The organism is Mycobacterium sp. NGS48 (assembly GCF_059812585.1).
Genome location: NZ_JCALCY010000002.1, coordinates 132,013 through 156,777, shown reverse-complemented (window position 1 = coordinate 156,777; position 24,765 = coordinate 132,013). Strand labels below are relative to the sequence as shown.

23 protein-coding genes and 1 tRNA gene are annotated in these 24,765 nt (G+C 65.6%); 12 read left to right on the top strand and 12 right to left on the bottom strand.

The annotated features are described in order from the left end of the window. Positions 1-21: 21 nt before the first annotated feature. The gene (locus AC5Y42_RS04415; RefSeq protein ID WP_499896099.1) at positions 22-306 is read left to right on the top strand and encodes a WXG100 family type VII secretion target; all 285 of its coding nucleotides are present in this window, start codon (positions 22-24) and stop codon (positions 304-306) included. Positions 307-397: 91 nt separating this feature from the next. On the opposite strand, the gene AC5Y42_RS04410 is transcribed toward AC5Y42_RS04415, so the two are convergent. Further along, positions 398-2,017 (bottom strand): GMC oxidoreductase, encoded by a 1,620-nt coding sequence (locus AC5Y42_RS04410; RefSeq protein ID WP_499896097.1) that lies wholly within the window; start codon positions 2,015-2,017, stop codon positions 398-400. A 332-nt stretch (positions 2,018-2,349) separates the two neighbouring features. On the opposite strand from AC5Y42_RS04410, the gene AC5Y42_RS04405 reads away from it, so the two are divergent. Beyond that, positions 2,350-3,507: an alkane 1-monooxygenase gene (locus tag AC5Y42_RS04405; RefSeq protein WP_499896750.1), complete on the top strand. Its 1,158-nt coding sequence runs from the start codon at positions 2,350-2,352 to the stop codon at positions 3,505-3,507. A gap of 25 nt (positions 3,508-3,532) precedes the next feature. Here AC5Y42_RS04405 and AC5Y42_RS04400 read toward each other — a convergent pair whose 3' ends face one another. Together AC5Y42_RS04400 and metG are read right to left on the bottom strand one after the other, a co-directional pair. Further along, complete coding sequence (locus AC5Y42_RS04400) at positions 3,533-3,898, bottom strand: PAS domain-containing protein (protein WP_499896749.1); 366 nt, start codon at positions 3,896-3,898, stop codon at positions 3,533-3,535. Between the two features lie 107 nt (positions 3,899-4,005). After that, the gene (gene metG, locus AC5Y42_RS04395) at positions 4,006-5,553 is read right to left on the bottom strand and encodes a methionine--tRNA ligase (RefSeq protein ID WP_499896095.1); all 1,548 of its coding nucleotides are present in this window, start codon (positions 5,551-5,553) and stop codon (positions 4,006-4,008) included. A gap of 24 nt (positions 5,554-5,577) precedes the next feature. Between metG and AC5Y42_RS04390 the strand changes: the two genes are divergently transcribed. The 3 genes from AC5Y42_RS04390 to rsmA all read left to right on the top strand — a co-directional run bounded on the left by AC5Y42_RS04390 (position 5,578) and on the right by rsmA (position 8,580). Beyond that, positions 5,578-6,411, top strand: coding sequence for a TatD family hydrolase (locus AC5Y42_RS04390; protein ID WP_499896094.1), 834 nt, complete (start codon positions 5,578-5,580; stop codon positions 6,409-6,411). Between the two features lie 148 nt (positions 6,412-6,559). Beyond that, positions 6,560-7,678, top strand: coding sequence for a resuscitation-promoting factor (locus AC5Y42_RS04385; RefSeq protein ID WP_499896092.1), 1,119 nt, complete (start codon positions 6,560-6,562; stop codon positions 7,676-7,678). Continuing rightward, positions 7,675-8,580 (top strand): 16S rRNA (adenine(1518)-N(6)/adenine(1519)-N(6))-dimethyltransferase RsmA, encoded by a 906-nt coding sequence (gene rsmA / locus AC5Y42_RS04380; RefSeq protein ID WP_499896747.1) that lies wholly within the window; start codon positions 7,675-7,677, stop codon positions 8,578-8,580. Before AC5Y42_RS04385 ends, rsmA begins: the two co-directional genes overlap by 4 nt. Here the strand turns inward: rsmA and AC5Y42_RS04375 are convergent. Beyond that, positions 8,577-9,377, bottom strand: a complete 801-nt coding sequence (locus AC5Y42_RS04375) for a serine/threonine-protein kinase (RefSeq protein ID WP_499896090.1) — start codon at positions 9,375-9,377, stop codon at positions 8,577-8,579. The genes rsmA and AC5Y42_RS04375 overlap by 4 nt on opposite strands. A gap of 35 nt (positions 9,378-9,412) precedes the next feature. On the opposite strand from AC5Y42_RS04375, the gene AC5Y42_RS04370 reads away from it, so the two are divergent. Both AC5Y42_RS04370 and AC5Y42_RS04365 read left to right on the top strand, forming a co-directional pair. Continuing rightward, positions 9,413-10,369, top strand: a complete 957-nt coding sequence (locus tag AC5Y42_RS04370; protein ID WP_499896089.1) for a 4-(cytidine 5'-diphospho)-2-C-methyl-D-erythritol kinase — start codon at positions 9,413-9,415, stop codon at positions 10,367-10,369. Positions 10,370-10,671: 302 nt separating this feature from the next. Beyond that, a complete protein-coding gene (locus AC5Y42_RS04365; RefSeq protein WP_499896088.1) occupies positions 10,672-12,309 on the top strand; it encodes a fatty acyl-AMP ligase in 1,638 nt (545 codons plus the stop codon). Positions 12,310-12,406: 97 nt separating this feature from the next. Here AC5Y42_RS04365 and pth read toward each other — a convergent pair whose 3' ends face one another. The 8 genes from pth to AC5Y42_RS04325 form a co-directional block, all read right to left on the bottom strand. After that, positions 12,407-12,982: an aminoacyl-tRNA hydrolase gene (gene pth, locus AC5Y42_RS04360; RefSeq protein WP_499896087.1), complete on the bottom strand. Its 576-nt coding sequence runs from the start codon at positions 12,980-12,982 to the stop codon at positions 12,407-12,409. A gap of 3 nt (positions 12,983-12,985) precedes the next feature. Next, positions 12,986-13,654, bottom strand: coding sequence for a 50S ribosomal protein L25/general stress protein Ctc (locus AC5Y42_RS04355; RefSeq protein ID WP_499896085.1), 669 nt, complete (start codon positions 13,652-13,654; stop codon positions 12,986-12,988). A gap of 136 nt (positions 13,655-13,790) precedes the next feature. Then, complete coding sequence (locus AC5Y42_RS04350) at positions 13,791-14,660, bottom strand: oxidoreductase (RefSeq protein ID WP_499896083.1); 870 nt, start codon at positions 14,658-14,660, stop codon at positions 13,791-13,793. Between the two features lie 39 nt (positions 14,661-14,699). After that, on the bottom strand, positions 14,700-15,305 hold the full coding sequence (locus AC5Y42_RS04345; RefSeq protein ID WP_499896746.1) for an LpqN/LpqT family lipoprotein: 606 nt from the start codon (positions 15,303-15,305) through the stop codon (positions 14,700-14,702). A 26-nt stretch (positions 15,306-15,331) separates the two neighbouring features. Beyond that, positions 15,332-15,676, bottom strand: coding sequence for an arsenate reductase (glutaredoxin) (gene arsC, locus AC5Y42_RS04340; RefSeq protein WP_499896082.1), 345 nt, complete (start codon positions 15,674-15,676; stop codon positions 15,332-15,334). Next, positions 15,677-16,657 carry a ribose-phosphate diphosphokinase gene (locus tag AC5Y42_RS04335; protein ID WP_499896081.1) on the bottom strand — a complete coding sequence of 327 codons (981 nt, stop codon included), beginning with the start codon at positions 16,655-16,657 and terminating at the stop codon, positions 15,677-15,679. Between the two features lie 93 nt (positions 16,658-16,750). Continuing rightward, positions 16,751-18,223, bottom strand: a complete 1,473-nt coding sequence (gene glmU / locus AC5Y42_RS04330; protein ID WP_499896079.1) for a bifunctional UDP-N-acetylglucosamine diphosphorylase/glucosamine-1-phosphate N-acetyltransferase GlmU — start codon at positions 18,221-18,223, stop codon at positions 16,751-16,753. Positions 18,224-18,317: 94 nt separating this feature from the next. Continuing rightward, positions 18,318-18,389 (bottom strand) — tRNA-Gln (locus AC5Y42_RS04325). Between the two features lie 88 nt (positions 18,390-18,477). Between AC5Y42_RS04325 and AC5Y42_RS04320 the strand changes: the two genes are divergently transcribed. From AC5Y42_RS04320 to AC5Y42_RS04300, 5 genes are all read left to right on the top strand, one after another. Further along, positions 18,478-19,071 (top strand): TetR/AcrR family transcriptional regulator, encoded by a 594-nt coding sequence (locus AC5Y42_RS04320; RefSeq protein ID WP_499896745.1) that lies wholly within the window; start codon positions 18,478-18,480, stop codon positions 19,069-19,071. A 160-nt stretch (positions 19,072-19,231) separates the two neighbouring features. Beyond that, positions 19,232-19,459, top strand: coding sequence for a CopG family transcriptional regulator (locus tag AC5Y42_RS04315; protein ID WP_499896078.1), 228 nt, complete (start codon positions 19,232-19,234; stop codon positions 19,457-19,459). Then, the gene (locus tag AC5Y42_RS04310) at positions 19,449-19,880 is read left to right on the top strand and encodes a TA system VapC family ribonuclease toxin (RefSeq protein WP_499896077.1); all 432 of its coding nucleotides are present in this window, start codon (positions 19,449-19,451) and stop codon (positions 19,878-19,880) included. Before AC5Y42_RS04315 ends, AC5Y42_RS04310 begins: the two co-directional genes overlap by 11 nt. 194 nt (positions 19,881-20,074) lie before the next feature. Then, positions 20,075-23,704, top strand: coding sequence for a transcription-repair coupling factor (gene mfd, locus AC5Y42_RS04305; protein ID WP_499896075.1), 3,630 nt, complete (start codon positions 20,075-20,077; stop codon positions 23,702-23,704). Continuing rightward, positions 23,701-24,753 (top strand): nucleoside triphosphate pyrophosphohydrolase, encoded by a 1,053-nt coding sequence (locus tag AC5Y42_RS04300; protein WP_499896073.1) that lies wholly within the window; start codon positions 23,701-23,703, stop codon positions 24,751-24,753. Before mfd ends, AC5Y42_RS04300 begins: the two co-directional genes overlap by 4 nt. The last annotated feature ends 12 nt before the right edge of the window (positions 24,754-24,765 follow it).

The window sequence follows — 24,765 nt, the reverse complement described above, 5'->3', positions numbered from 1 at the left end:
TCTCACGTTGGGACAACGAAAATGACTATCAATTACCAATTCGGCGACGTCGACGCGCACGGCGCAACCATTCGCGCGCAGGCGATGGCTTTGGAGGCCGAGCACCAGGCCATCATTCGCGATGTGCTTGCGGCCGGGGACTTTTGGGGAGGTGCCGGTTCGGTGGCTTGCCAACAGTTCATCACCGACCTGGGTCGTAATTTCCAGGTGATATACGAGCAGGCCAACGCGCACGGCTCCAAGGTGCAAACCGCCGGCAGCAACATGGCCAGTACCGACAGCGCCGTCGGTTCCAGCTGGGCTTGACAGCCTTTCGGTTGTCGCAGCCCAGCTTTGAACACGGTGGACTGTCGCGTTCTCGATGGGCGTGACAAGCCTCTGGCACCGACGGCACCGATCAGCGGCGACCTTGAAGGATGCCTTCGATGTTTCTTTCGGCGAGCGCAGTGATCGACATAAACGGATTACATCCGAGGTAACCGGGCAGCAGAGACGCGTCATTGACAAAGAGGTTGTCGTATCCCTTGACCCGGCCATAACTGTCGGTGGCGGTATTTCGAACGCACCCACCCATCGGGTGAACTGTGTTCGGCGCGAAGACGTTTCCCTCGAATATGTCGTCGCGGTAGTCCACGCCGTTGGCGTACGTTATCTTGTCGAAAACTGCTTGTGCCTTGGCGCACAATTGCTCGGTATGTCCTTCCGGCCAGTCGATGCTGATCGAGTCCGAACGTCGGTCATAGCTGATGTCGGCGCGGTCGCCCGTCTTCACCATCACGTAATAGCCGAGCGTGAACGTCTCAACCGGTAGCGGAAGCGAAAACATGCTGGCGTACACCGGATTATCCGGATCGCCGCGGCCGTCGAGGTTGATCATTCCCATCACCGATTGGTCGGTCCCCGCGGGGTCGCTCTCATTGAGTGTGTGAGCGACCATGATGTCGCCGTTGTTTCCGTACCCACGGCCGACTTCGTCGCTCAGGTTAGGCAGCGACCCGCTATCCCGAGCCCTCAATAACAGCTTGGTGGTTCCGATGACGCCGCCGGCGAGGTGCAGCTGATCGCAACCGAATTCGTCACGCGCGACCTCGTTGCCCCATCGGTCGATCTCGCGGGTAGACACCACGTACTCACCGGATGGCTCCCTCCGGATGTCGGTTACTTCGGTGAGGGGTTTCAGGCTGACGTTGCCGGTCGCCAGCGCGTCGCCGATATAGGTCTGATCGACGCTGCCGAATCGGCCGTTGTTATTTCCGTACTGCTGCTCGAGCGCGAGTGCTGAGCGCTCGACCTGGCCTGCTTCCTCGTATTTGATGTAGGGGAAGGAAAAGGCGCTGCCGTTGTAGTCAACCGGATATCCGGCCGCCGCTGCATACTGGCGGCCGACTCGTGCGTACTGGAAACACGGCGTCTCCTCGAACCACCGCATGTCGCGGTAGTTGATCAGCAGCTCATCCCGCGCGCGTTGCATATATGTTCCCAGGAACTCGGCAGGGTCGATGTCCGGGAAGGTTTCCCGGACCTGGGCCGGGGTGGGAATGGCGGCGATGGCCGCGTTGATCATCGAACCACCGCCAACCGCGATGCCGCGAAACACGTTGTGCGAGCCGTGCGTGACTTTGTCACAGATGCCGGCCTGCACTGGCTGCGGCGACGGTATGTGTTCGGCTACCGCGTCGATCGAAACGCCCTGAAATGACGGAACGAGACTTGGCGGATGTGGAGTGAACCAGCCCGCCCGAGTGTCGGGCGGCAACATCTTTGAAAAGCGTTTGCCGTCCTCGTCGCGGGTGCTCCACAACCTGCCCATCTCCAAGATCAGGGTTTCAACGCCGGCCTGGCCGAGTCGCAGGGCCGACACCCCACCGCCGTAGCCGCTGCCCACCACTATCGCCGCATAGTGCCGGCGAGCAGCGGATCGTTTGCGGTTGGATTCCAACCGGACGGCTCCGGTACCGCCGGCCGCCGCGGCAGCCAGCGCGGCGTTGCCCAGAAAGCGTCGTCGCGAGATTGCCATCGTGCCCCTTGTCGTCGCAGCCGGTTTCTGTCATGTGACGCCAGCCGTGGTCACCGGTCGAATTGAAGCCACCCTCCGGCACCATGCTGGGTCTGGTCTCTTTATCTATCACAGAACAGACGATCAGTATCGAATCGGGGTCATTGACGAGTAATGGGTCCGTGATAACGTCGTTACATAGACGGTCAGACTCGATAGCAGGGATTTAGCGCATGCTCCTCACTGGCTCGGCTGCGGACCAGGCACATGGCATCGACACCGGACGGCCAGATTGGCCGAAAACTGCAACGGATCATCGACAAAGCACGGCAAACACCACAGCCGGCCGTGGACTGCGCGCTGTCCCTGGCTGGCGCGACCCAAAGCGGTATTTGTGGCTACTTGGGGCTGTCGTCCCGTGCAACGTCGCAGCATCATGGCTGGTCGTGCGCTTTACCGAACTCGGCGGGTTCTGGTGGTTCGCGCCAATCGTGGCGTTTGTGATCATTCCGGTGCTCGACCATCTTGTCGGCCCTGACGCGGACAATCCGCCAGACAGTGTTCTCGCGCAGTTAGAGGACGACCGTTTCTACCGGTGGGCCACTTATCTTTATCTGCCGGGTCAATACCTGTCCGTCGTGTTCGCCTGTTGGTTGTGGAGCGGCGGTGGCTGGCTCACCATGACTTGTGTCGACAAACTGGGGCTGATGGCGACGGTCGGAATAATCGGCGGCGTTGCCATCAACGTCGCCCACGAGTTGGGGCACAAGCGGCCACAGGCCGAAAGAAACCTCAGCAAGGTGGCACTCGCGCAGACTTGTTACGGACATTTTTTCGTCGAGCACAACCGCGGACACCACGTGCGGGTCGCAACTGCCGACGATCCGGCCAGCTCGCGAATGGGAGAGAGCCTCTACGGCTTCATTCCACGCTCCGTGGCGGGCGGCCTTCGGTCCGCCTGGACAATCGAAGGCAAACGCCTCGCGCGTGAGGGGCAGTCGCGCTGGTCCGCCAAGAACGACGTGCTCAGCGCCTGGCTGATGAGTTTCGCGCTATTCGCTGGGCTGACGGCGTGGTTTGGCGTCGTCGTTCTGCCGTGGCTGATCGGTCAGGCAGTAATTGGCTTGTGCCTGCTCGAAGCCGTCAACTACATGGAGCACTATGGGCTGCGACGGCGGAAACTACCCAGTGGACGATACGAAAAGGTGCGCGCCGCGCACAGTTGGAACAGCAACACGGTGATCGCCAACGTGTGCCTGTTTCATCTGCAGCGGCACTCCGATCATCATGCCCATCCGTTGCGCCGGTATCAGGCATTGCGTCACAGCGACGAAGCCCCGCAATTCCCGGGTGGCTACGCAACCATGCTGCTGTTGGCCTTGATCCCGCCGTTGTGGCGTCGGGTGATGGACCCGCGCCTGCTCGAGCACTACGGCGGCGATATCCGGTTGGCAGCATTGAGTCCGCGACGTGAAAAGCAGTTACTGCAGCGGCATCTGCCCGAGGAGTGACGGGTCGGTCAGTGCCCCGATCGCGCTACCGCCCGTGAATCCATAGCTGCTCGGTCAAATCCTGAAACGTTGTGAGCGCAATGAGGTCGTCGCATCGCCTCAGCGCCGACTTGCTCATCAGCGCCCGGACGATCGAGCCGTCTTTGTGTGCCAATTCGACGACCATGTTGGCAAGGGCATGCACGACGCGGAGAACAGGCTCGGCGGTGGTCGCCGCGTGGAAGATCTGATGAAACCTCGACGACACCACCTCTTCGGGGGCGCCACAGCCCACCATGTCCGCGAACGCAGTGTTCGCGAACAAGATGGTGCCGTCTTGCGCAACGGCGAGCACCGGAATTGCGAGCCGTTCCAGTACCACCACCGCGGGCAGTTGCTCCAGCGCGCACATCGGTGATTGCTGGCTCTGCGTGTTGCGCCGTCGCTCCACGGGCCGATCATTGTCCATACGACGCATTCGGAGTCGCAGAACGTATGGACAGCAGAAAGTGACTCGGTTCACTCGGCCGGTTGATACCGCGGAAAGACGCCAGTGGGCGACGGCAACACTGTGTCGGGCGCCAACCGAGTGCCGATCGCACTGAACGTCCGCTGGTCGGCGGGCTGGCCGAGCAAATCGAGCAGCCTGCCTGCCGACTCGGGCAGCACCGGCTGAATCAGCAACGCCGCGATCCGCACCGCTTCCAGCGTGGTGTAGAGCACGGTGCCGAACCGGGCCTGATCGGCCGCGGCCTCACTTTTGCGCAGCACCCAGGGCTGCTGCGCGGAGAAATAGCGGTTGGCGGCACCGAGCATCAGCCAGATCGCCTCCAACGCTGAATGCATTGCCTGCGCGTCGAATTCGGCGCGTACTCGGTCCAGTAGCGCGTCAGCGGTAGCCAACATTTCGGCGTCGTCCGTGGTGAATCGGCCCGGCTGCGGCACGATCCCGTCGAGGTTCTTGGCCACCATCGACAATGATCGCTGCGCCAGGTTGCCCAACTCGTTGGCCAGATCGGCGTTGATCCGGGTGATGATCGCCTCGTCGCTGTAGCTGCCGTCCTGGCCGAACGGTACTTCGCGGAGCAGAAAGTAGCGCACCTGGTCGACGCCGAATCTTTCGACCAGCTCGACCGGGTCGATGACGTTGCCCACCGACTTGCTCATCTTCTCGCCGCGGTTCAGCAGGAACCCATGCGCGAAAACCCTTCGGGGAAGCTCGATCCCGGCAGACATCAGAAACGCCGGCCAGTAAACGGTGTGGAAGCGAATGATGTCCTTGCCGATCATGTGCAGATCGGCCGGCCAAAAGCGGCGGAACATCTCGCACTCGGTGTCGGGATATCCAACTCCGGTCAGGTAGTTGGTCAGCGCGTCGACCCAGACATACATGACGTGGTCGGGATGCTCGGGCACCGGCACACCCCAGTCGAACGAGGTGCGGGAGATCGACAGATCCCGCAATCCCCCGGAGACAAAGCTGACCACCTCGTTGCGCCGGACCTCGGGTCCGATGAAATCGGGGTGGGTTTCGTAGTGCGCCAGCAGTTTCTCGGCATACGCCGAGAGCCGGAAGAAGTAGGTCTGCTCCTCGGTCCACGTCACGGGTGCGCCGGTCTCGGTCGCCACTCGGGTCCCGTCGTCGAGAAGCATGGTCTCCGACTCGGTGAAAAACCGTTCGTCGCGCACCGAATACCAGCCGGAGTAGGCGTCCAGGTAGATGTCGCCGGCGTCCACCATCCGTCGCCAGATTGCCTTGGACGCCTCGTGGTGGTCGGCGTCGGTGGTGCGGATGAACCGATCGAAGGAAATGTCGAGCTTTTCCTGCAACCGCTGGAACACATCGGAATTGCGGCGGGCCAGCTCGGCGGTTCCAATGCCCTCTGCCGCGGCGGTCTCGACCATCTTGAGGCCGTGCTCGTCGGTTCCGGTCAGGAAACGCACGTCGAAGCCGTCGAGTCGCTTGAATCGCGCGATCGCATCGGTGGCGATGTACTCGTAGGCATGCCCGACATGCGGGGCGCCATTGGGGTAGGTGATCGCCGTGGTGACGTAGTAGGGCCTCATCGGCTTTCACCCTATTGTGTGCGGATGGGTTCCCGACGTCCGCCGCCACCGGCCCCGGAGCCGTTGAGCCCGTTGGTCGACGCGCACACCCATCTCGACGCGTGCGGAGCCGACGACGCCGAAGCGGTGCGCGCGATCGTCGACCGCGCCGCCGCCGTCGGCGTCGAAGCCGTCGTCACGATTGCCGACGACATGGATTCGGCGCGCTGGGTGACCCGGGCCGCCCGATGGGACGAGCGGGTCTATGCCGCGGTGGCGTTGCATCCCACCCGAGCCGGAGGCCTCACCGATGCGGCCCGGGCCGAGATCGAGCGGCTCGCCGCCGAGCCGCGGGTGGTGGCGGTCGGCGAGACCGGCATGGACCTGTATTGGCCCGGGCGGCTGGACGGTTGCGCGGAACCCGGGGTGCAGCGGGAGGCGTTCGCCTGGCACATCGACTTGGCCAAGCGGATCGGGAAACCGCTGATGATCCACAACCGTGACGCCGATGGCGAGGTGCTCGACGTGCTGGGCGCCGAGGGTGCGCCCGACACGGTGATCTTCCACTGCTTCTCGTCGGGCACTGCCATGGCACGGGCCTGTGCCGAGGCCGGCTGGCTGGTCAGCCTGTCCGGCACCGTGAGCTTCCGTAATGCCCGCGACCTGCGCGGCGCCGTGGGGGTGATCCCGGCCAGCCAGCTGTTGGTGGAAACCGATGCTCCGTTTCTGACGCCGCACCCGTATCGGGGTGCCCCCAACGAGCCGTATTGCTTGCCCTACACTGTGCGAGCGTTGGCTGAACTCGTTGACCGGCCGGCCGAAGAATTGGCCCAGGTCACCACGGCCAACGCTCGCCGGGCCTACGGTCTCAGTTCTTAAGAGTCCACTAAGAGCCCGGCGTCGGAGTTGCTCAAAGGAGGCCGGTTCGTTACCGTCTTGTGATCGTACGGTGGGGCCATGAGTGGCCCCTTTGCTATGTCACTGGGTTGTTGCTGAAGGTAACGCTGAGGTCGGGAATTAATAGACATTGAACGTACTCACCAGACTGCACCAGACCCCATCGCCGATCCTGCGACTTCTGGTCGCCGCGCTGCTAGTGGTCCTGAGCATCGCCGGAGGCATGGCGGTCGCCGCCCACAAAACCGTGACGCTGACCGTCGATGGAACCGCGATGACGGTGACCACGATGAAGTCGCGGGTCATCGACATCATCAAAGAGAACGGCTTCGACGTCGGCGAACGCGACGACCTATACCCGGCCGGCGCCGAGCAGGTGCGCGATGCCGGCACCATCGTGTTGCGCCGCAGTCGGCCGCTGCAGATCTCGACGGACGGCCAGGACACCAAGCAGGTGTGGACAACCGCCTCCACCGTCGACGAGGCACTGGCCCAACTCGCGATGACCGACACCGCGCCGGCCGCGGCCTCGCGCGGCAGCCGTGTTCCGCTGGCCGGAATGGCCCTGCCCGTCGTCAGCGCCAAGTCCGTCGAGATCGACGACGGGGGAGCCCTGCGCAACGTGCATCTGGCCGCAGCCAACGTCGGGGAACTGCTGGCCGCCGCCGGTGCTCCGCTGGAGCAGAGCGACCAGGTCAGTACCGGCGCGAGCGCACCGGTGATCGACGGCATGCACATCCAGGTGACGCGTAACCGCATCGAGAAGGTCACCGAGCGGGTTCCGCTGGCCCCCGAGGCGCAGCGCATCGAAGACCCGGAAATGAACATCAGTCGCGAAATCGTCGAGGACCCGGGCACCCCGGGCGAGCAGGACGTGACGTTCGCGGTGGCCAAGGTCAACGGCGTCGAGACCGGGCGACTGCCGGTCGCCAACACTGTGGTGACACCCGCGCGCCAGGCTGTGGTGCGCGTCGGCACCAAACCGGGAACCGAGGTTCCCGACGTCGGCAACGGATCTGTCTGGGACGCCATCTCACGGTGTGAGGCAGGCGGGAACTGGGCCATCAACACCGGCAACGGCTACTACGGCGGGGTGCAATTCGACCAGAGCACCTGGGAGCGCAACGGTGGCCTGCGGTATGCGGAGCGCGCCGACCTCGCCACCCGCGAAGAGCAGATCGCGATCGCCGAGGTGACGCGGGCGCGGCAGGGCTGGGGAGCCTGGCCGGTGTGCGGGAGTCGGCGCTGACCATCCGGCTGCTCGGGCGGACCGAGATCAGGCGGCTGGCCAGAGAACTCGAATTTCGGCCACGGAAATCGCTGGGACAAAACTTCGTCCATGACGCCAATACGGTGCGCCGGGTGGTGGCGGCATCCGGTGTCCACCGCAACGACCATGTGCTGGAGGTCGGGCCGGGACTCGGATCGCTGACCTTGGCATTGCTGGAGCGGGGCGCGGCGGTCAGCGCGGTGGAAATCGATCCGGTGCTGGCCGAGCGACTGCCGCAAACCATCGCCGAGCACTCGCACAGCGAGATTCACCGGTTGCACGTCTGCAACCGCGACGTCTTGTCCATCGCTCCCGCCGACTTACAAAGCGAGCCGACCGCGGTGGTGGCTAATCTGCCCTATAACGTCGCTGTCCCGGCGCTCTTGCATCTGCTGGCCAAATTTCCGTCAATCCGCAGCCTGATGGTGATGGTGCAAGCCGAGGTCGCCGAACGACTCGCCGCCGAGCCGGGCGGCAAGGACTACGGCGTGCCCAGCGTGAAGGTCCGCTTCTTCGGGCGCGTGCGCCGCCACGGCACTGTGTCTCCGACGGTGTTCTGGCCGATCCCGCGCGTCTATTCGGGGCTGGTGCGTATCGACCGCTATGAAACGCCGCCCTGGCCTACTGATGACACTTTCCGTCAGCACATCTTCAACCTGATCGATATAGCTTTCGCGCAGCGGCGCAAGACTTCTCGCAATGCCTTCGCGGAGTGGGCGGGATCGGGCAACGAGTCGGCGAACCGGTTGCTGGCCGCCAGCATCGACCCGGCACGACGGGGTGAAACGCTGACCATCGAGGACTTCGTGCGGCTGTTCCGGCGTTGCGGTGAAGCCGACGCCGGCCGGCCCGCGCCGCAGCGGCACGCCCCGGCCAGCTAGCCGTCGACGGCACTGATGACGTGCTCGACAAATTCGACGCAGGATCGGTAGCGCACCTCGGGATCTCGCGCCATCGCTCTGCCGACCACCGTGTCGAACGCCCGTGACGCCCATGCAACCCTGCCAGATACCCGCGGCGGGATGCCGCGTAGGTGCGCTCTGATCAACTCAGCCGAAGTATCGGTTGAGAATGGTGTTGTGCCGGTGAGTAACTCAACGACCGAGCAGGCCAGCGCGTACTCGTCGGTGGCAGCCGTTGGCGCTTGTCCGCGCAACACCTCTGGGGCGGCATACGACAGGGACGCCTGAATGTCTTTGGGCCGACGAAAGACATCATCGACGACCGCGTGTGCCACGCCGAAGTCGATCAAACATGCACCGTCACGCGAAAAGTCCTTGGCGACAAGGATGTTGGCTGGCTTGACGTCGGCGTGAACGATCCCTTGGCTGTGCACATAATCCAGCGCGTCGGCGATCTGCGCCAGCGCCGCCAGTTGGTGGTCCAACCGCTGCAACGTGGTGGACTTGCCGCCGTCGACGAACTGCATTGCCAGCCAGAACGGCCCTTCCTCGTACACCGTGACGATGTGCGGATGGCACAGCCGATGTGCGAATTCGAATTCGCGGTTGAGTCGGGCCAGTTCTGCCGAGCTGCGACGGTCGGCGCGGAGCACCTTGAGCGCGACCAGCCGCTCAGGGGTTTCGGCGGTGTGTGCCCGGTACACCGTGGCGTAGCCACCGCGGCCGACCTCCTGGTTGACGACATAGCCGTCGAGCTGCTCGCCGGCCTCAACCATGCCCACAGCGTAGGTTCCGGCGATAGTCTCGTGCGGTGCCGTTGGACGGAAACACCGCTGCTCAGTGGGTGCCCACAGGCTCGGTCACGGTCCGGGTACCCGGGAAGATCAACCTCTACCTGGCCGTCGGTGACCGCCGCGGCGACGGCTATCACCAGCTGACCACGGTTTTTCACGCCGTCTCCCTGGTCGACGAGGTGACAGTGCGCAACGCCGATGTGCTGTCGCTGGAGTTCTCCGGCGAGGGCGCCGATCAGCTACCGGTCGACGAGCGCAATCTGGCCTGGCAGGCCGCCGAGCTGATGGCTGAGCATGTCGGCCGGGCTCCCGATGTCTCGATCGCCATCGACAAATCCATCCCGGTCGCCGGCGGCATGGCCGGAGGCAGCGCAGACGCCGCCGCGGTGCTGGTCGCCATCAACGCGCTGTGGGAACTCGGCGTGCCGCGCCGCGACCTGCACACACTGGCCGCAAAGCTGGGCAGCGACGTGCCGTTCGCGCTGCACGGCGGCACTGCATTGGGCACCGGCCGGGGCGAAGAGCTGGCGACCGTACTGGCCCGCAACACCTTCCACTGGGTGCTGGCGTTCGCCGACGGCGGCATGTCCACCCCCGGTGTGTTCGAAGAACTCGACCGGCTTCGCGATGCCGGGTCGCCGCCGCGGCTCGATGAGCCCGGGCCGGTGCTGGCGGCGCTGGCCGCCGGCGACCCCGAACAGCTGGCGCCGCTGATGGGTAATGAGTTGCAGGCGGCCGCGGTGAGTCTGGACCCAACGCTGCGGCGCGTGCTGCGCGCCGGCGCTGAAGCGGGTGCGCTCGCGGGCATCGTGTCGGGCTCCGGGCCGACGTGTGCCTTTCTGTGCCGCTCGGCCCCCGCCGCGGTCGACGTCGGCACCCAGCTGTCCGGAGCCGGCGTGTGCCGCACGGTGCGAGTTGCAAGCGGGCCGGTACACGGTGCCCGGGTGGTGCCGGCGCCCGTTAGTGGGGTATGACACGTCTTTGACGTCGGCGTTTGGACGTTACTTAAGAGGAGTTTAAGATGTTCGGCGGTGACGAATAGCGGTCCAGAAGCGCGCCCGATTCTGTCGCCTGCCGAGCGGTTGGGCAGGCGGTCTTTGAGTCGACGGCCACGGCGTGTCCTTGTCGACGCCGCGCCGTTGCGCGAGGTTACTGATTCATCACCGCTTCGAGACAGAACCGCTCCCCAATTGTGTATGCGCGCCTCCTGTGCAGGACCCCTTAACAGGGGCAACCTGAAATCCAGGGACGTTGCGCTGGAACCGAGGAGGTTGTCGTGAGCAGGTTTACCGAGAACTTGTTCCGTAACGCTCACGAGAGCACGAAGGGCATGGTGACCGGCGAACCGCACCAGCCGGTTCGGCACACCTGGCTCGAGGTCTACGAGCGTGCCCGCCGGGTGGCCGGCGGCTTGGCCGCGGCCGGGGTCGGTCACGGCGACGCGGTCGGCGTGCTAGCCGGCGCGCCGGTGGAAATCGCGCCGACCGCCCAGGGGCTGTGGATGCGCGGTGCCAGCCTGACCATGCTGCACCAGCCCACGCCGCGCACCGACCTGGTGATCTGGGCGGAGGACACCGCCACGGTCATCGACATGATCGAGGCCAAGGCGGTCATCGTCTCCGACCCGTTCATGGCGGCCGCGCCGGTGCTGGCCGAGCGCGGTATCACGGTGCTGACCGTCGAGCAGCTGCTGGCCTCGAACCCGATCGACCCGATCGACACCGACGAAGACGATCTGGCGTTGATGCAGTTGACGTCCGGCTCGACAGGATCGCCCAAAGCCGTTCAGATCACCCACCGCAACATCTACTCCAACGCCGAGGCGATGTTCATCGGCGCCAAGATGGATCCCAGCGGCAACGACGTGATGCTCAGTTGGTTGCCATGTTTTCACGACATGGGCATGATCGGCTTCTTGACCGTACCGATGTACTTCGGCGTCGAGTTGGTCAAGGTCACCCCGATGGACTTCCTGCGCGACACCCTGTTGTGGGCCAAGCTGATCGATAAGTACAAGGGCACGATGACCGCCGCGCCCAACTTCGCGTACTCGCTGTTCGCCAAGCGACTGCGCAAGCAGGCCAAGCCCGGCCAATTCGACTTGTCGACCCTGCGGTTTGCGCTGTCGGGAGCCGAGCCGGTGGATCCCGCCGACGTCGAGGACCTGATCGACGCGGGCAAGCCGTTCGGTTTGCGGCCCGAGGCGGTCATGCCGGCTTACGGAATGGCCGAGACCACGTTGGCGGTGTCGTTCTCCGAGCTCGGTGACGGGCTGGTCGTCGACGAGGTGGATGCCGACCTGTTGGGCGCGTTGCGCCGCGCGGTGCCTGCCACCAAGGGCAACACCCGCCGGTTCGCCTCGCTTGGGCCGCTGCTGGAAGGGCTCGAGGCCCGCATCATCGACGAGGATGGCAGTGTGCTGCCGCACCGCGGCGTCGGGGTGATCGAACTGCGCGGTGAGCCGGTGACGCCCGGCTACATCACGATGGGCGGCTTTATCCCGGCGCAAGACGAGCACGGCTGGTATGACACCGGCGACCTCGGTTACCAGATGGAGAACGGCCACATCGTGGTGTGCGGCCGCGTCAAGGACGTCATCATCATGGCGGGCCGCAACATCTATCCGACCGACATCGAGCGGGCCGCAGGCCGGGTCGACGGGGTCCGTCCGGGCTGTGCGGTGGCCGTGCGGCTGGACGCCGGGCACTCGCGCGAGACCTTCGCCGTCGCGGTGGAATCCAACGCTTTCGAGAACCCGGCCGAAGTGCGCCGCATCGAGCACCAGGTGGCCCACGAGGTGGTCCGCGAGGTCGACGTGCGGCCCCGCAACGTCGTGGTGCTCGGTCCCGGGACGATTCCGAAGACCCCCTCGGGCAAGCTGCGGCGGGCCAACTCGGTCACGCTGGTCACCTAAGCGTTTCTGCGCCTACTGCGCGAGTGTGCGCAAAAACGGTGTCGCACACGGCGTGTCGTCCGGGGACACGCACGCTCGCGCAGGAGGTGCGCCCTGATTACCAGGCGTGGACGACGTTCTGGGCGGGCTCCAGACCCAACTCGAGCAGCAGTTCGGTGGCGTCGGCGGCCTGCTCGCAGATCGTGGGAACCTCCGCGCGTTCGGCGGCGGTGAAGTTCTCCAACACGAACGCCGCCGGGTCCTTGCGTCCCGGCGGACGCCCGATACCGATCCGCACCCGCTGAAAGTTCTTGGTACCCAGCGCAGACGCCACCGAACGCAACCCGTTGTGGCCGCCCTCGCCGCCGCCGATCTTGAGCCGTACCCGGCCGAAGTCCAGGTCGAGGTCGTCGTGGATGACAATGACTGCGCCGGGCGGCACGGTGTAGAACTTCGCCAGCGGCCCCACCTGGCGGCCTGACTCGTTCATGTAGCTGCGCGGTTTGGCCAGGACGACCGAGCGCCCACCGAGCCGGCCGGTGCTGATCTCCGTGCCAGACTTCTTGTGCGCCTTGAACTTCGACCCCAGCCGCGCGGCAAGCAGATCGGCGACGATGAACCCCAGATTGTGCCGGGTCTGGGCATAGTTGGGTCCCGGGTTGCCGAGGCCGACCACCAACAGTGGCTCGGCCATCTGTTATTCGGACTCGGGCGGGGAGGCTTCGGCCTCGGCTTCGGCCGCCTCTTCGGCGGGCTCCTCTGCCTCGGGCACCTCGCCGGCGCCCTCACCCTCGAGTTCCTCGGCAGTCGGCGCGTTCACCACGTTGACCACCAGCATCTCGGGATCGGACACCAGGCTGACGCCCGAAGGCAAGGTGATCTGTCCGGCGGTGAACTGGGTGCCCGGTTGGGCGCCTTCGACCGAGACCGTCAGTTGCTCGGGAATCGACAGCGCCTCGGCCTCGATCTCGATGGCGCTGGCCTCCTGGGTCACCAGAGTGCCGGGAGCAGCTTCGCCCTCGACATCGACGGTGACCTCGACGACAACTTTCTCGCCACGACGCACCACCAGCAGGTCGGCGTGCTGAATGGTGCGGCGGATCGGGTGAATGTCCAACGCTCTGGTCAACGCCAGTTGCTCTTTGCCCTCGATGTCGAGACTCAGGACCGCGTTGGTGCCGGCGTGGCGCAGCACCGCGGCGAAGTCGTGTCCGGGCAGCTCCAGGTGTTGCGGCTCGCTGCCGTGCCCGTAGAGGACTGCGGGGATCTTGCCGTCGCGGCGCGCCCGTCGGGAGGCGCCTTTGCCAGTCTCGGCGCGTACCGAAACGCTGAGCTGATTGGCGGACGAAGTCGCGGATTTAGCCATGGTGTCGCTCCTGTGTTGGTCGGGGCACGGCCAGCATCGCGACAACCGGAATATCGGTCCCCGTCGATAACGGCGGCTTGCCAAATGCCTCAGCCACCCTCGCCGTGACGCCCGGCCAGGTTAGCGCATCAGCACCTCAGAGCGGAAATTTAGTGTCCGTGAGCCGCTCGGACAGGTCCCAGAGCTCGCCGGCGGTGTCGGCGCGTTTGGCCAGCGGGCTGCGGCCGACCGGCCGGGTAGAGCCGAACATGCCGAACCGTGGTCCGACGAACGTGTCGCCCGGCACGTCCTGGGATGCCGCGTACAGCGTTTGCCGGGCGCCGAAGTCGGCGTCGGTGGCCAGCAGACGGGTGCCCCACGACACCACCGCATCCCCGACCTTATGACCGGAGCGCCCTTGCAGGTTGGTGTGCGAATAACCGGGATGGGCGGCCAGGGCGCGCAGCGACGACCCGGCCGACTCGAGGCGCCGCTGCAGCTCGCTGGTGAACAGCAGGTTGGCGAGCTTGGCCTGGCCATATGCTTGCCAGGCCGAGTAGGGCCGCGCCGTCCAATTCAGATCGGTGAGGCTGAGACGCCCCATCCAGTGCATGATCGACGACACCGTGATTACCCGGTCGGTGAGCTTGGGCAGCAAAAGGTTGGTCAACGCGAAGTGGCCGAGATGGTTGGTGCCGATCTGGCTTTCGAAACCGTCGGACGTCACCGCGTGCGGGGTGGCCATGATGCCGGCATTGTTGATCAGCACGTCGACGCCGTCCACACCGTCGGCGAAATGACGCACCGACCTCAGCTCCTGCAGGTCCAGTTGGCGCACTTCGACGTCCCCGGGCATGTTGTGAGCGGCGGCCTCGCCCTTGCCGGTATTGCGGACGGCCAGGATGACCTGAGCGCCGACACGGGCCAGCTCGCGGGCTGTTACCGCGCCCAGGCCGCTGTTGGCGCCGGTGACGATGACGGTGCGTCCGGCGAACGACGGGAGGTCTGCGGCGGTCCAGGCAGTCATGGCAGACACACTAATGCGCGGTCGGACGCGCGGCGGCCGCTACTTGGCCGCGACGGTGAAGCCGCGGATGATCGCCTCGACGTCGGCGGATTGCGCGACGGCTTGGTCGGCCAGGCTGGTCACCGTGAGCTGGACGAGGTAGTGCTGAGAGTCCGGCGGTGATCCGGTGGCGATGACGACCCGGTTGAAGGTGTGCAATCGCCTGCCGTTGAGGTCGTAGCTGCCCTGAACCATCGACGAGGGAAAACCGTGGAAGTCGGCGTTGGACGCGTCCAGCTGTTTGAAGTTCTGCGCCAGCACGGCATCGGCATTGGCATGCTTGGCCACTTCGTGGCCGTCGAAATCACCGTTCAGCTTGGAAACCACCAGCATCGCGTTCGGAAGGTTGCCGTCCTTGGCGATCATTTCCGTTTCCGGCGGGATGGCGGGGTTGGTGTACTTTTCCCATCCCGGCGGTGTGGGCATCGACACCGTCAGGTCGGTGAGCGCACTGGGGGCCACCCGCTGCTGGCCGATGCCGGTGTCCTCCAGGTACTGCGAAAACGGGACAGGCGGCTCGGCAGGAGCCTGCGTCGTTGTCGTGGTCGTCGTCCAGATCGACTGGTAGTCAGGCGTTTCCGGTCCACAGCCGACCGTAACCAGCATGACTGCCGTCACGAAAACCAAACGTCTCACAGAATTTCGCGCACCGCGTCGATCGGCCGTCCCAGTCGGGTGCCCTTGGCGGTGACCACGAACGGCCGCTGGATGAGAATCGGATGCTCGGCCATGGCGTCGAGCAACTCCTCGTCGCCGGCGTCGTCAAGGCCGAGCTGTCGGTACACGTCTTCGTTTTTCCGCACGGCGTCGCGCACATCGATACCGGCATCGCGGATCATCTTGGCCAAATCGTCGCGACCTGGCGGTGCTTTGAGATATTCGATCACAGTGGGATCGATACCGTTGTCGCGCAACAACTCCAAGGTCTTGCGAGAAGTCGAACAGCGCGGGTTGTGATAGATCACGCCGTCAGGCATCTATGCGTCTCCATCGAAAAGACCTGTGACCGAGCCGTTCTCGAAAACAGCTCGAATCGTGCTGGCCAGCAGCGGCGCAATCGACAACACCGTCAGTTGTGGAAAGCGCTTGTCCTCGCCGATCGGCAGCGTGTTGGTGACGATCACTTCACGGGCACCGCAGGCCGCCAGCCGCTCCGACGCGGGTTCGGACAGCACACCGTGGGTGGCCGCGATGATGACATCGCCTGCGCCGTCGTCGTGCAGCAGCTTGACCGCCCCGGCGATGGTGCCGCCGGTGTCGATCATGTCGTCGATCAGCACGCAGGTTCTGCCCTCGACATCGCCCACCACCCGGTTGGACACCACCTGGTTGGGCACCCGGGGGTCGCGGGTCTTGTGGATGAAGGCCAGCGGAACGCCGCCTAATGAGTCGGCCCATTTCTCGGCGATGCGCACTCGTCCGGAGTCGGGGGAGACGACCACCATGTCGCCGTTGGGATAGTTGTCCTTGATGTATCCGGTGAGCAGCGGCTGCGCCCGCATGTGGTCCACCGGCCCGTCGAAGAAGCCCTGGATCTGGTCGGTGTGCAGGTCGACGGTCACGATCCGGTCCGCGCCGGCGGTTTTGAGCAGGTCGGCGACCAGGCGTGCCGAAATCGGTTCGCGGCCGCGGTGCTTCTTGTCCTGCCGGGCGTAGGGGTAGAACGGCACCACCGCGGTGATCCGCTTGGCGCTGCCCCGCTTCAGCGCGTCGATCATGATCAGCTGCTCGACCAGCCACTGGTTGACCGGCGCCGGGTGTGACTGCAGGACGAACGCGTCGCAACCGCGCACCGACTCCTGGAACCGCACGAAGATCTCGCCGTTGGCGAAATCGCGGGCGGTCTGCGCCGTGACGTGGACGTCGAGCTCCTTGGCGACCTCTTCGGCCAGCTCCGGATGAGCGCGACCCGAGAAGAGCATCAAATTTTTGCGGTTGTCGGTCCAGTCGTGGCTCACGTGCTGCCCCCGCCGTTCGGATCGAGATGACTGCCTGATGGCTGGCCTACATATATTAAGGACAAAATCGCCCGGTTTGGCGCCGGGGTGACATCAAGAAGGTTCACGGGGCGGCTCCGGCTCGGTGGCGGCGCGCGCCTTGTCAGCGGCTTGGGCGGCGGCGCTGCCCGGGCGCTTGCGCTGCACCCAGTCTTCGATGTTGCGCTGCGGGCCCGCCGACACCGCCAACGCCCCCGGCGGGACGTCGTCGCGCACCACCGTGCCCGCCCCGGTATAGGCGCCGTCGCCGACGGTGACCGGGGCGACGAACATCGTGTCCGACCCGGTGCGCACGTGCGAGCCGATCCGCGTGCGTTGTTTGGATTCGCCGTCGTAGTTGACGAACACGCTGGATGCGCCGATATTGCTGTGCTCGCCGATGTCGGCGTCGCCGACGTAGGTCAGGTGCGGCACCTTGGTGCCGGTGCCGATGGTGGAGTTCTTGGTCTCGACGAATGCGCCCAGCTTGCCGTCGGCGCCGAGCACCGAACCCGGCCGCAGGTAGGCGAACGGACCGACCGTCGCGCCGTCGCCGATCACCGCCGACGTGGCGTGGGTGCGGATCACCGAGGCGCGCTCGCCGACGGTGACGTCGGTCAAGGTGGTGTCCGGGCCGATAACGCACCGTCCGCCGATGCGGGTGTGGCCGTGCAGCTGGGTTCCCGGCTCGATGACGGTGTCGCGGCCGATACCGACGTCGATGTCGATCCAGGTGGTGGCCGGATCGACGACGGTGACGCCGGCTCGCTGATGGGTGGCCACGATGCGGCGGTTGAGTTCGGCACCCAGCTCGGCGAGCTGGACCCGGTCATTGACACCGGCCACCAGCGTGCTGTCGTCGACGTGGCGGGCGCGCACGGCCTGACCGTCTTGCCGCACGATGGCAATCACGTCGGTGAGATACAACTCCTGTTGGGCGTTGTCGGCGGACAGTCGTCCCAACGCCGAGCGCAGGGCCGCGACGTCGAACGCGTACACCCCGGCGTTGACTTCGCAGATCTGCTGCTGCGACGGTGTCGCGTCCGCCTGCTCGACGATCGCGATGACCTCGTGGTCCTGGGTGCGCAGGATGCGCCCGTAGCCGGTGGGATCGGCCAGCGTCGTGGTCAGCACGGTGACCGCTGCCGGCTGGGAGCTGTGCACGGCGATCAAGTCGGCCAGCGTGTCGGCGTCCAGCAGCGGAATGTCACCGGAGGTGACCACCACCACGCCGGCGAAGTCGGCGGGTAGCGCCGACAGCCCGCACTGCACCGCGTCTCCGGTGCCCAGCTGCTGGGCCTGCAACGCCACGTCGACGGGCCGTCCCAGTGTGTCTGCCAAATCGGCGACGACCGGTTCGATGCGCTCGTGGTCGTGGCCCAGCACCACGACCAGATGCTGAGGCGCCAGCTTGCCGATCGCCTGCAGGCAATGCGCCAGCATGCTGCGCCCGGCAATGGGATGCAGCACCTTCGGGGTATCGGAGCGCATCCGGGTGCCGGCTCCCGCTGCCAATACCAGGACCGCCGTTTCGCCTTGGGTCGTCATAGACACTCCTGCCGCGAGTGTGCGTGTTGGTCCGCCGACACGCCGTTCAGCGTGTCATTATCCGCACGCTCGCCGCAAAAGCGGGGCAAAAAAGCTCCGTCGCCAGGACTCGAACCTGAACTCTCAGAACCAAAATCTGATGTGCTGCCGATTACACCACGACGGACTGCGTACCAGCGACGACTCTAATGGAAGCCGATACGCTAATAGTCGTGGCAGCACCAGACAAGGAAGTGCGTGCGCCGCGCGCCAGGATGACCGGCAGCGAGCGTCGGCATCAACTCATCGACATCGCCCGGTCTCTGTTTGCCGAACGCGGCTATGACGGCACCTCGATCGAGGAGATCGCGTTGCGGGCCAACGTATCTAAGCCAGTGGTCTACGAGCATTTCGGCGGCAAAGAAGGGCTGTATGCGGTGGTCGTGGACCGGGAGATGTCGGCGTTGCTGGATGGCATCACGTCGTCGTTGACCAACAACCGGTCGCGGGTGCGCGTCGAACGGGTGGCGTTGGCATTGCTGACCTACGTGGAGGAACGAACCGACGGCTTCCGGATCATGATCCGCGACTCGCCGGCCTCGATCAGTTCGGGGACTTACTCCAGCCTGCTTAATGACGCCGTCAGCCAGGTTAGCTCCATCTTGGCCGGGGACTTCGCCCGGCGCGGCCTGGACCCCGACCTGGCTCCGCTGTACGCCCAGGCGCTGGTCGGCTCGGTGTCGATGACGGCGCAATGGTGGCTCGACACCCGCGAGCCCAAAAAAGAAGTGGTCGCCGCGCACCTGGTCAACTTGATGTGGAACGGTCTGATCGGCTTGGAAGCCGATCCACAGCTGCAGGACGAATAGCCCGTTGGCCGCGGTCGCGCGTCAATACGTCGGCGATGGTCTCGCGAGGGCCAGTTCTTGGATACAGCACTGGCAGACCAGCCGGAACTCACAAGTCTGTACACAGCATCACGACGCTGGTAAGGCCGCATCATGATGCGCCCGGCGTATCATGGGCGTTATGCGTACAACCGTGGTGATTGATAGCGATGTCGCCGCCGAGGTCGAACGTCTTCGCCGCCACGGATTGGGCGTCAGCGAGGCCCTGAATCTTCTGGCGCGACGGGGCATGGCTACAGAACCCGGGGCCCACAAGGTCAAGTACCGGCACCGCACTGCCAAAATCGGCCTGAAGGTCGATGTCACCAACGTCGCCGACGTGCTTGACCTGCTCGACAATGATCGTTGACGCAAACCTGCTGTTGTATGCGGTCGACGAGAGCAGCCCCCGAAACGCGGCGGCGGCAGCTTGGCTGGAACAAACACTCGACGGCGACGGCCGCGTCGGTCTTCCTTGGCAGACCATTGGCGCATTTCTCCGGATTGTTACGCATCCACGTGTCACCGAGAACCCGCTGACCGCAGCAGATGCGTGGCGATACGTAGCCGACTGGCTTGCCGTCCCGGTGGTGTGGATTCCTCCGGCGACAGAGACCACCGCCCGCGTTTACGCGGGGTTGTGCGCAGAAGTAGAGATCACCGGCAACCTAGTGCCCGACGCACAATTGGCTGCCCTCGCGCTTGAGCACGGAGTCGAAGTCGCCTCTGCAGATACAGATTTCATGCGATTTCCCGGTCTTCGCTGGACAAATCCACTTAGGCATGCCTGAACGACGATTGAGCAGTCAGTCGGCGCGGTTGGCTCACGTGGCAGAAGTGACCACAGTTGGTGGAGACGCGTCGTGTGGTGGCGGTCACGTCGGGTTGGCCAGTGCCGCAACGTGAATCGAGCGACGCATAGAATGGCGGTAATCATGGCGTCACTCCTCCTCATCGCTACGTTCAGCATCGTCGTGGCGCGATCATGACCGTAACCCCGATCGCGGGGCTGATGGAGTTGGCGCTGCGCGCGCCCACGTTTGCGCAACTCATCGAGCACGCAGCCGACCGACCCGCCGAATTGACGCTGGTCGGCCCGGCCAGCGCGCGAGTGTTCGTCGCCAGTGCGCTGGCGCGCGGGGGGCCGCTGTTGGTGGTCACCGCCACTGGCCGGGAAGCCGACGACTTGACCGCCGAGCTGCGCGGTGTTTTCGGCGAGACGGTGGCGATGTTCCCGTCCTGGGAAACGCTGCCGCACGAACGGCTCTCACCCGGCGTCGACACCGTCGGCGCGCGGTTGATGCTGCTGCGCCGGCTGGCCCACCCCGCCGACACCAGATTGGGGCCGCCGCTGCAGGTCGTGGTCACTGCGGTGCGCTCCCTGCTGCAACCGATGACTCCGCAACTGGGTCGGCTGGAACCGCTGAGTCTTGCCGTCGGCGACGAGGTCGACTTCGAGGGGGTGATCGCCCGACTGGTCGAGCTCGCGTACACCCGAGTCGACATGGTCGGCCGGCGCGGGGAGTTCGCGGTCCGCGGCGGCATCCTCGACGTCTTCCCGCCGACTGCCGAGCACCCGGTGCGAGTGGAGTTCTGGGGCGACGAAGTCAGCGAAATGCGGATGTTCGCGGTGGCCGACCAGCGTTCGATTGCCGAGATCGACGTCGACAACCTGGTCGCGGTCGCCTGCCGCGAACTGCTGCTCACCGAAGAGGTGCGGGCGCGGGCCGCTGAACTCAGCGCCCACCGCCCGTCAGCAGAAAACGCCGTGACCGGCAGCGTCGCCGACATGCTGGCCAAGCTGGCGGAGGGCATTCCCGTCGACGGCATGGAGGCGCTGCTGCCGGTGCTGCGGCCCGACGACTTGTCGCTGCTGACCGACCAGCTGGCCGAGGACACTCCGGTGCTGGTCTGCGACCCGGAAAAGGTCCGTACCCGCGCCGCTGATCTGATCAAAACGGGCCGGGAATTTCTCGAAGCGTCCTGGTCGGTGGCGGCGCTGGGGGCGGACGCTCCGATCGACGTCGAGCAGCTCGGCGGATCGGGTTTCCGCGACCTCGACGAGTCGCGGGCCGCGGCGCGGCAGGCCGGCCACCCGTGGTGGACGCTGAGCCAGCTGTCCGACGAGTCGGCGATTGAACTCGACATCCGCTCGGCGCCCTCGGCCCGCGGCCATCAGCACGACATCGACGGCATCTTCGCGATGCTGCGCGCCCACGTGGCCACCGGTGGCTACGCCGCCGTCGTCGCACCCGGAACCGGGACCGCCCATCGCGTCGTGGAGCAGTTAGCCGAATCCGACACGCCCGCAACGATGTTGGAGCCGGGAGCCGCACCCAAACAGGGCGTCGTCGGGGTGCTCCAGGGCCCGCTGCATGACGGGGCGGTACTTCCCGGGGCCAACCTCGTCGTCATCACCGAAACCGACCTGACCGGAAACCGGGTGACCGCGACCGAAGGCAAACGGCTGGCGGCCAAGCGGCGCAATGTGGTCGATCCGCTGGCGCTGACCGCCGGCGACCTGGTGGTGCACGACCAGCACGGCATCGGGCGGTTCGTGGAGATGACCGAGCGCACCGTCGGCGGCGCCCGGCGCGAATACCTGGTGCTGGAGTACGCCTCAAGCCGGCGCGGCGCGGACAAACAGACCGACAAACTGTTCGTGCCGATGGACTCGCTGGACCAGCTGTCGCGGTATGTGGGCGGGCAGGCGCCGGCGTTGTCGCGGCTCGGCGGCAGCGACTGGACCAACACCAAGACCAAGGCCCGGCGCGCCGTTCGCGAGATCGCCGGCGAGCTGGTGTCGCTCTACGCCAAGCGGCAAGCCGCGCCGGGGTACGCGTTCGGACCCGACACCCCGTGGCAGGCGGAAATGGAGGACGCTTTCGGGTTCACCGAGACTGTCGACCAGCTCACCGCCATCACCGAGGTCAAGGCCGACATGGAAAAGCCGGTGCCGATGGACCGGGTGATCTGCGGCGACGTCGGCTACGGCAAGACCGAGATCGCGGTGCGGGCGGCCTTCAAGGCGGTGCAGGACGGCAAGCAGGTCGCCGTGCTGGTGCCCACCACGTTGTTGGCCGACCAGCATTTGGAGACGTTTCGGGAGCGGATGGCCGGGTTCCCGGTGACCGTCAAGGGGCTGTCCCGCTTCACCGATCCCGCCGAGTCGCGCGCGGTGGTCGACGGCATGGCCGACGGCAGCGTGGACATCGTGATCGGCACTCACCGGCTGCTGCAGACCGGCGTGCGCTGGAAAGACCTCGGGCTGGTCGTCGTCGACGAGGAACAGCGGTTCGGCGTCGAACACAAGGAACACATCAAGTCGCTGCGCACCCACGTCGATGTCCTGACCATGAGCGCCACCCCGATCCCGCGCACGCTGGAGATGAGCCTGGCCGGCATCCGGGAGATGTCGACGATCCTGACCCCGCCCGAAGAGCGCTACCCGGTGCTGACCTACGTCGGGCCGCAGGACGACAAGCAGGTCGGGGCGGCCTTGCGACGCGAGCTGCTGCGCGACGGCCAGGCCTTCTATGTGCACAACCGGGTCAGCTCCATCGACCAGGCGGCCGCGCGGGTGCGGACTCTGGTGCCGGAGGCTCGCGTGGTCGTGGCGCACGGCCAGATGCAAGAAGACTTGCTCGAATCCACCGTGCAAGGGTTCTGGAACCGCGAATACGACGTCTTGGTGTGCACCACGATCGTGGAGACCGGCCTGGACATCTCCAACGCCAACACGCTGATCGTCGAGCGCGCCGACACCTTCGGACTCTCCCAGCTGCACCAGCTGCGCGGCCGGGTCGGGCGCAGCCGGGAACGCGGCTACGCCTACTTCCTGTACCCGCAGCACGCCCCGCTGACCGAGACCGCCTATGACCGGCTGGCCACGATCGCCCAGAACAACGAGCTGGGCGCCGGAATGGCGGTGGCGATGAAAGACCTGGAGATTCGCGGCGCGGGCAATGTGCTGGGCGTGGAGCAGTCTGGCCACGTCGCCGGGGTGGGCTTTGACCTGTATGTGCGGCTGGTCGGGGAGGCCGTCGAGGCCTACCGGGCCGCTGCTGACGGAAAGACCGTCACCACCGCCGAGGAGCCCAAGGACGTGCGGATCGACCTGCCGGTGGACGCGCATCTGCCGCCGGACTACATCCCCAGCGACCGGCTGCGTTTGGAGGGGTACCGGCGGCTGGCCGCGGCGCCCGACGACGCCGCAATTGAGGCCGTCGTGGAGGAACTGAACGACCGCTACGGCGCATTGCCCGAACCCGCTCAGCGGTTGATCGCGGTCGCCCGCCTGCGGTTGCTGTGCCGTGCCGCCGGTATCACCGAAGTGACGGCCGCCTCGGCGGCGACGGTGCGGCTGTCCCCGCTGACGCTTCCGGACTCCGCCCAGGTGCGGCTGGCACGGATGTATCCGGGCGCGCATTACCGCGCGACGACGTCGACGGTGCAGGTTCCGATTCCGCGTGCCGGCGGCGTCGGCGCCCCGCGCATCCGCGATGTGGAGCTGGTCGCCATGGTGGCCAAGCTGGTAGCGGCGCTCGATGGAAAACCGCAGGACAAAGTTGGTATAACGAATGCCGTGGCGACGAGCGAGGAACGGCGCGGATGACTGTCGTCTTGGTCGACCCACGGCGCCCGTCACTGGTTCCGGTGGAAGCCATCGAACTGCTCATGGGCGAGGTGCAGTACACCGAAGAGATGCCGGTCGCGGTGCCCTGGACGCTGCCGACCGCGCGCCCCGCGCACACCGGAGACGACGCCCCGGTGTTGCTGTCATCGGACCCCGAGCATCCGGCAGTAACCGCCCGCCTAGCCGCCGGTGACCGGCTGATATCGGCTCCCGACCAGCAGCCCGGCGAACGGCTCATCGATGCGGTCGCCATGATGGACAAGCTGCGCACCGCCGGACCGTGGGAAAGCGAGCAAACCCACGACTCGCTGCGCCGGTTTTTGCTCGAGGAAACCTACGAGCTCTTTGACGCGGTGCGCAGCGGCAACGCCGACGAACTTCGCGAGGAACTCGGCGATGTGCTGCTGCAGGTGCTCTTCCACGCTCGCATCGCCGAAGATGCGCCGCGACACCCGTTCAGCATCGACGACGTGGCCGACACCCTGCTGCGTAAACTTGGAAATCGTGTACCCGGAGTGCTTGCCGGAGAGGCGATTTCGCTCGATGAGCAGTTGGCTCAGTGGGAAGAGGGCAAGGCGTTAGAGAAGAAAGGGAAGCCGCAGAATTCCGCGATGGACAATGTCCCCACCGCGCAACCGGCGTTGGCGCTGGCGCAGAAGGCCATTCAACGAGCCAGCCAAGCGGGGCTTCCCACCGACCTGATTCCCGAAGCGATCACCTCGATCAGCGTGACCGTCGGTGCAGATGCCGAAAACGCGCTGCGCGCCGCTGTTTTGGAGTTCATGGATACCGTTCGTGATACCGAGAAGCTGATCGCTGCCGAGCGCCGGGGGGCAGACCTTCCCGAAGAGCTTGATGTCACACCGCTTGGCGCGATCACCGAGGAGGAGTGGCGGACGTACTGGCCGCCGTCGGCGGACGAGCCGGTCGACGTGGTAGTGGCCGCTGAAGCGGACATCGAACCCGGCGAGTCGGGGCCGGAAGACCGAGACCCGGCTGACCAGCGCGATAGCGTGGAATCGGAGTAGCCAGGGCTGGGA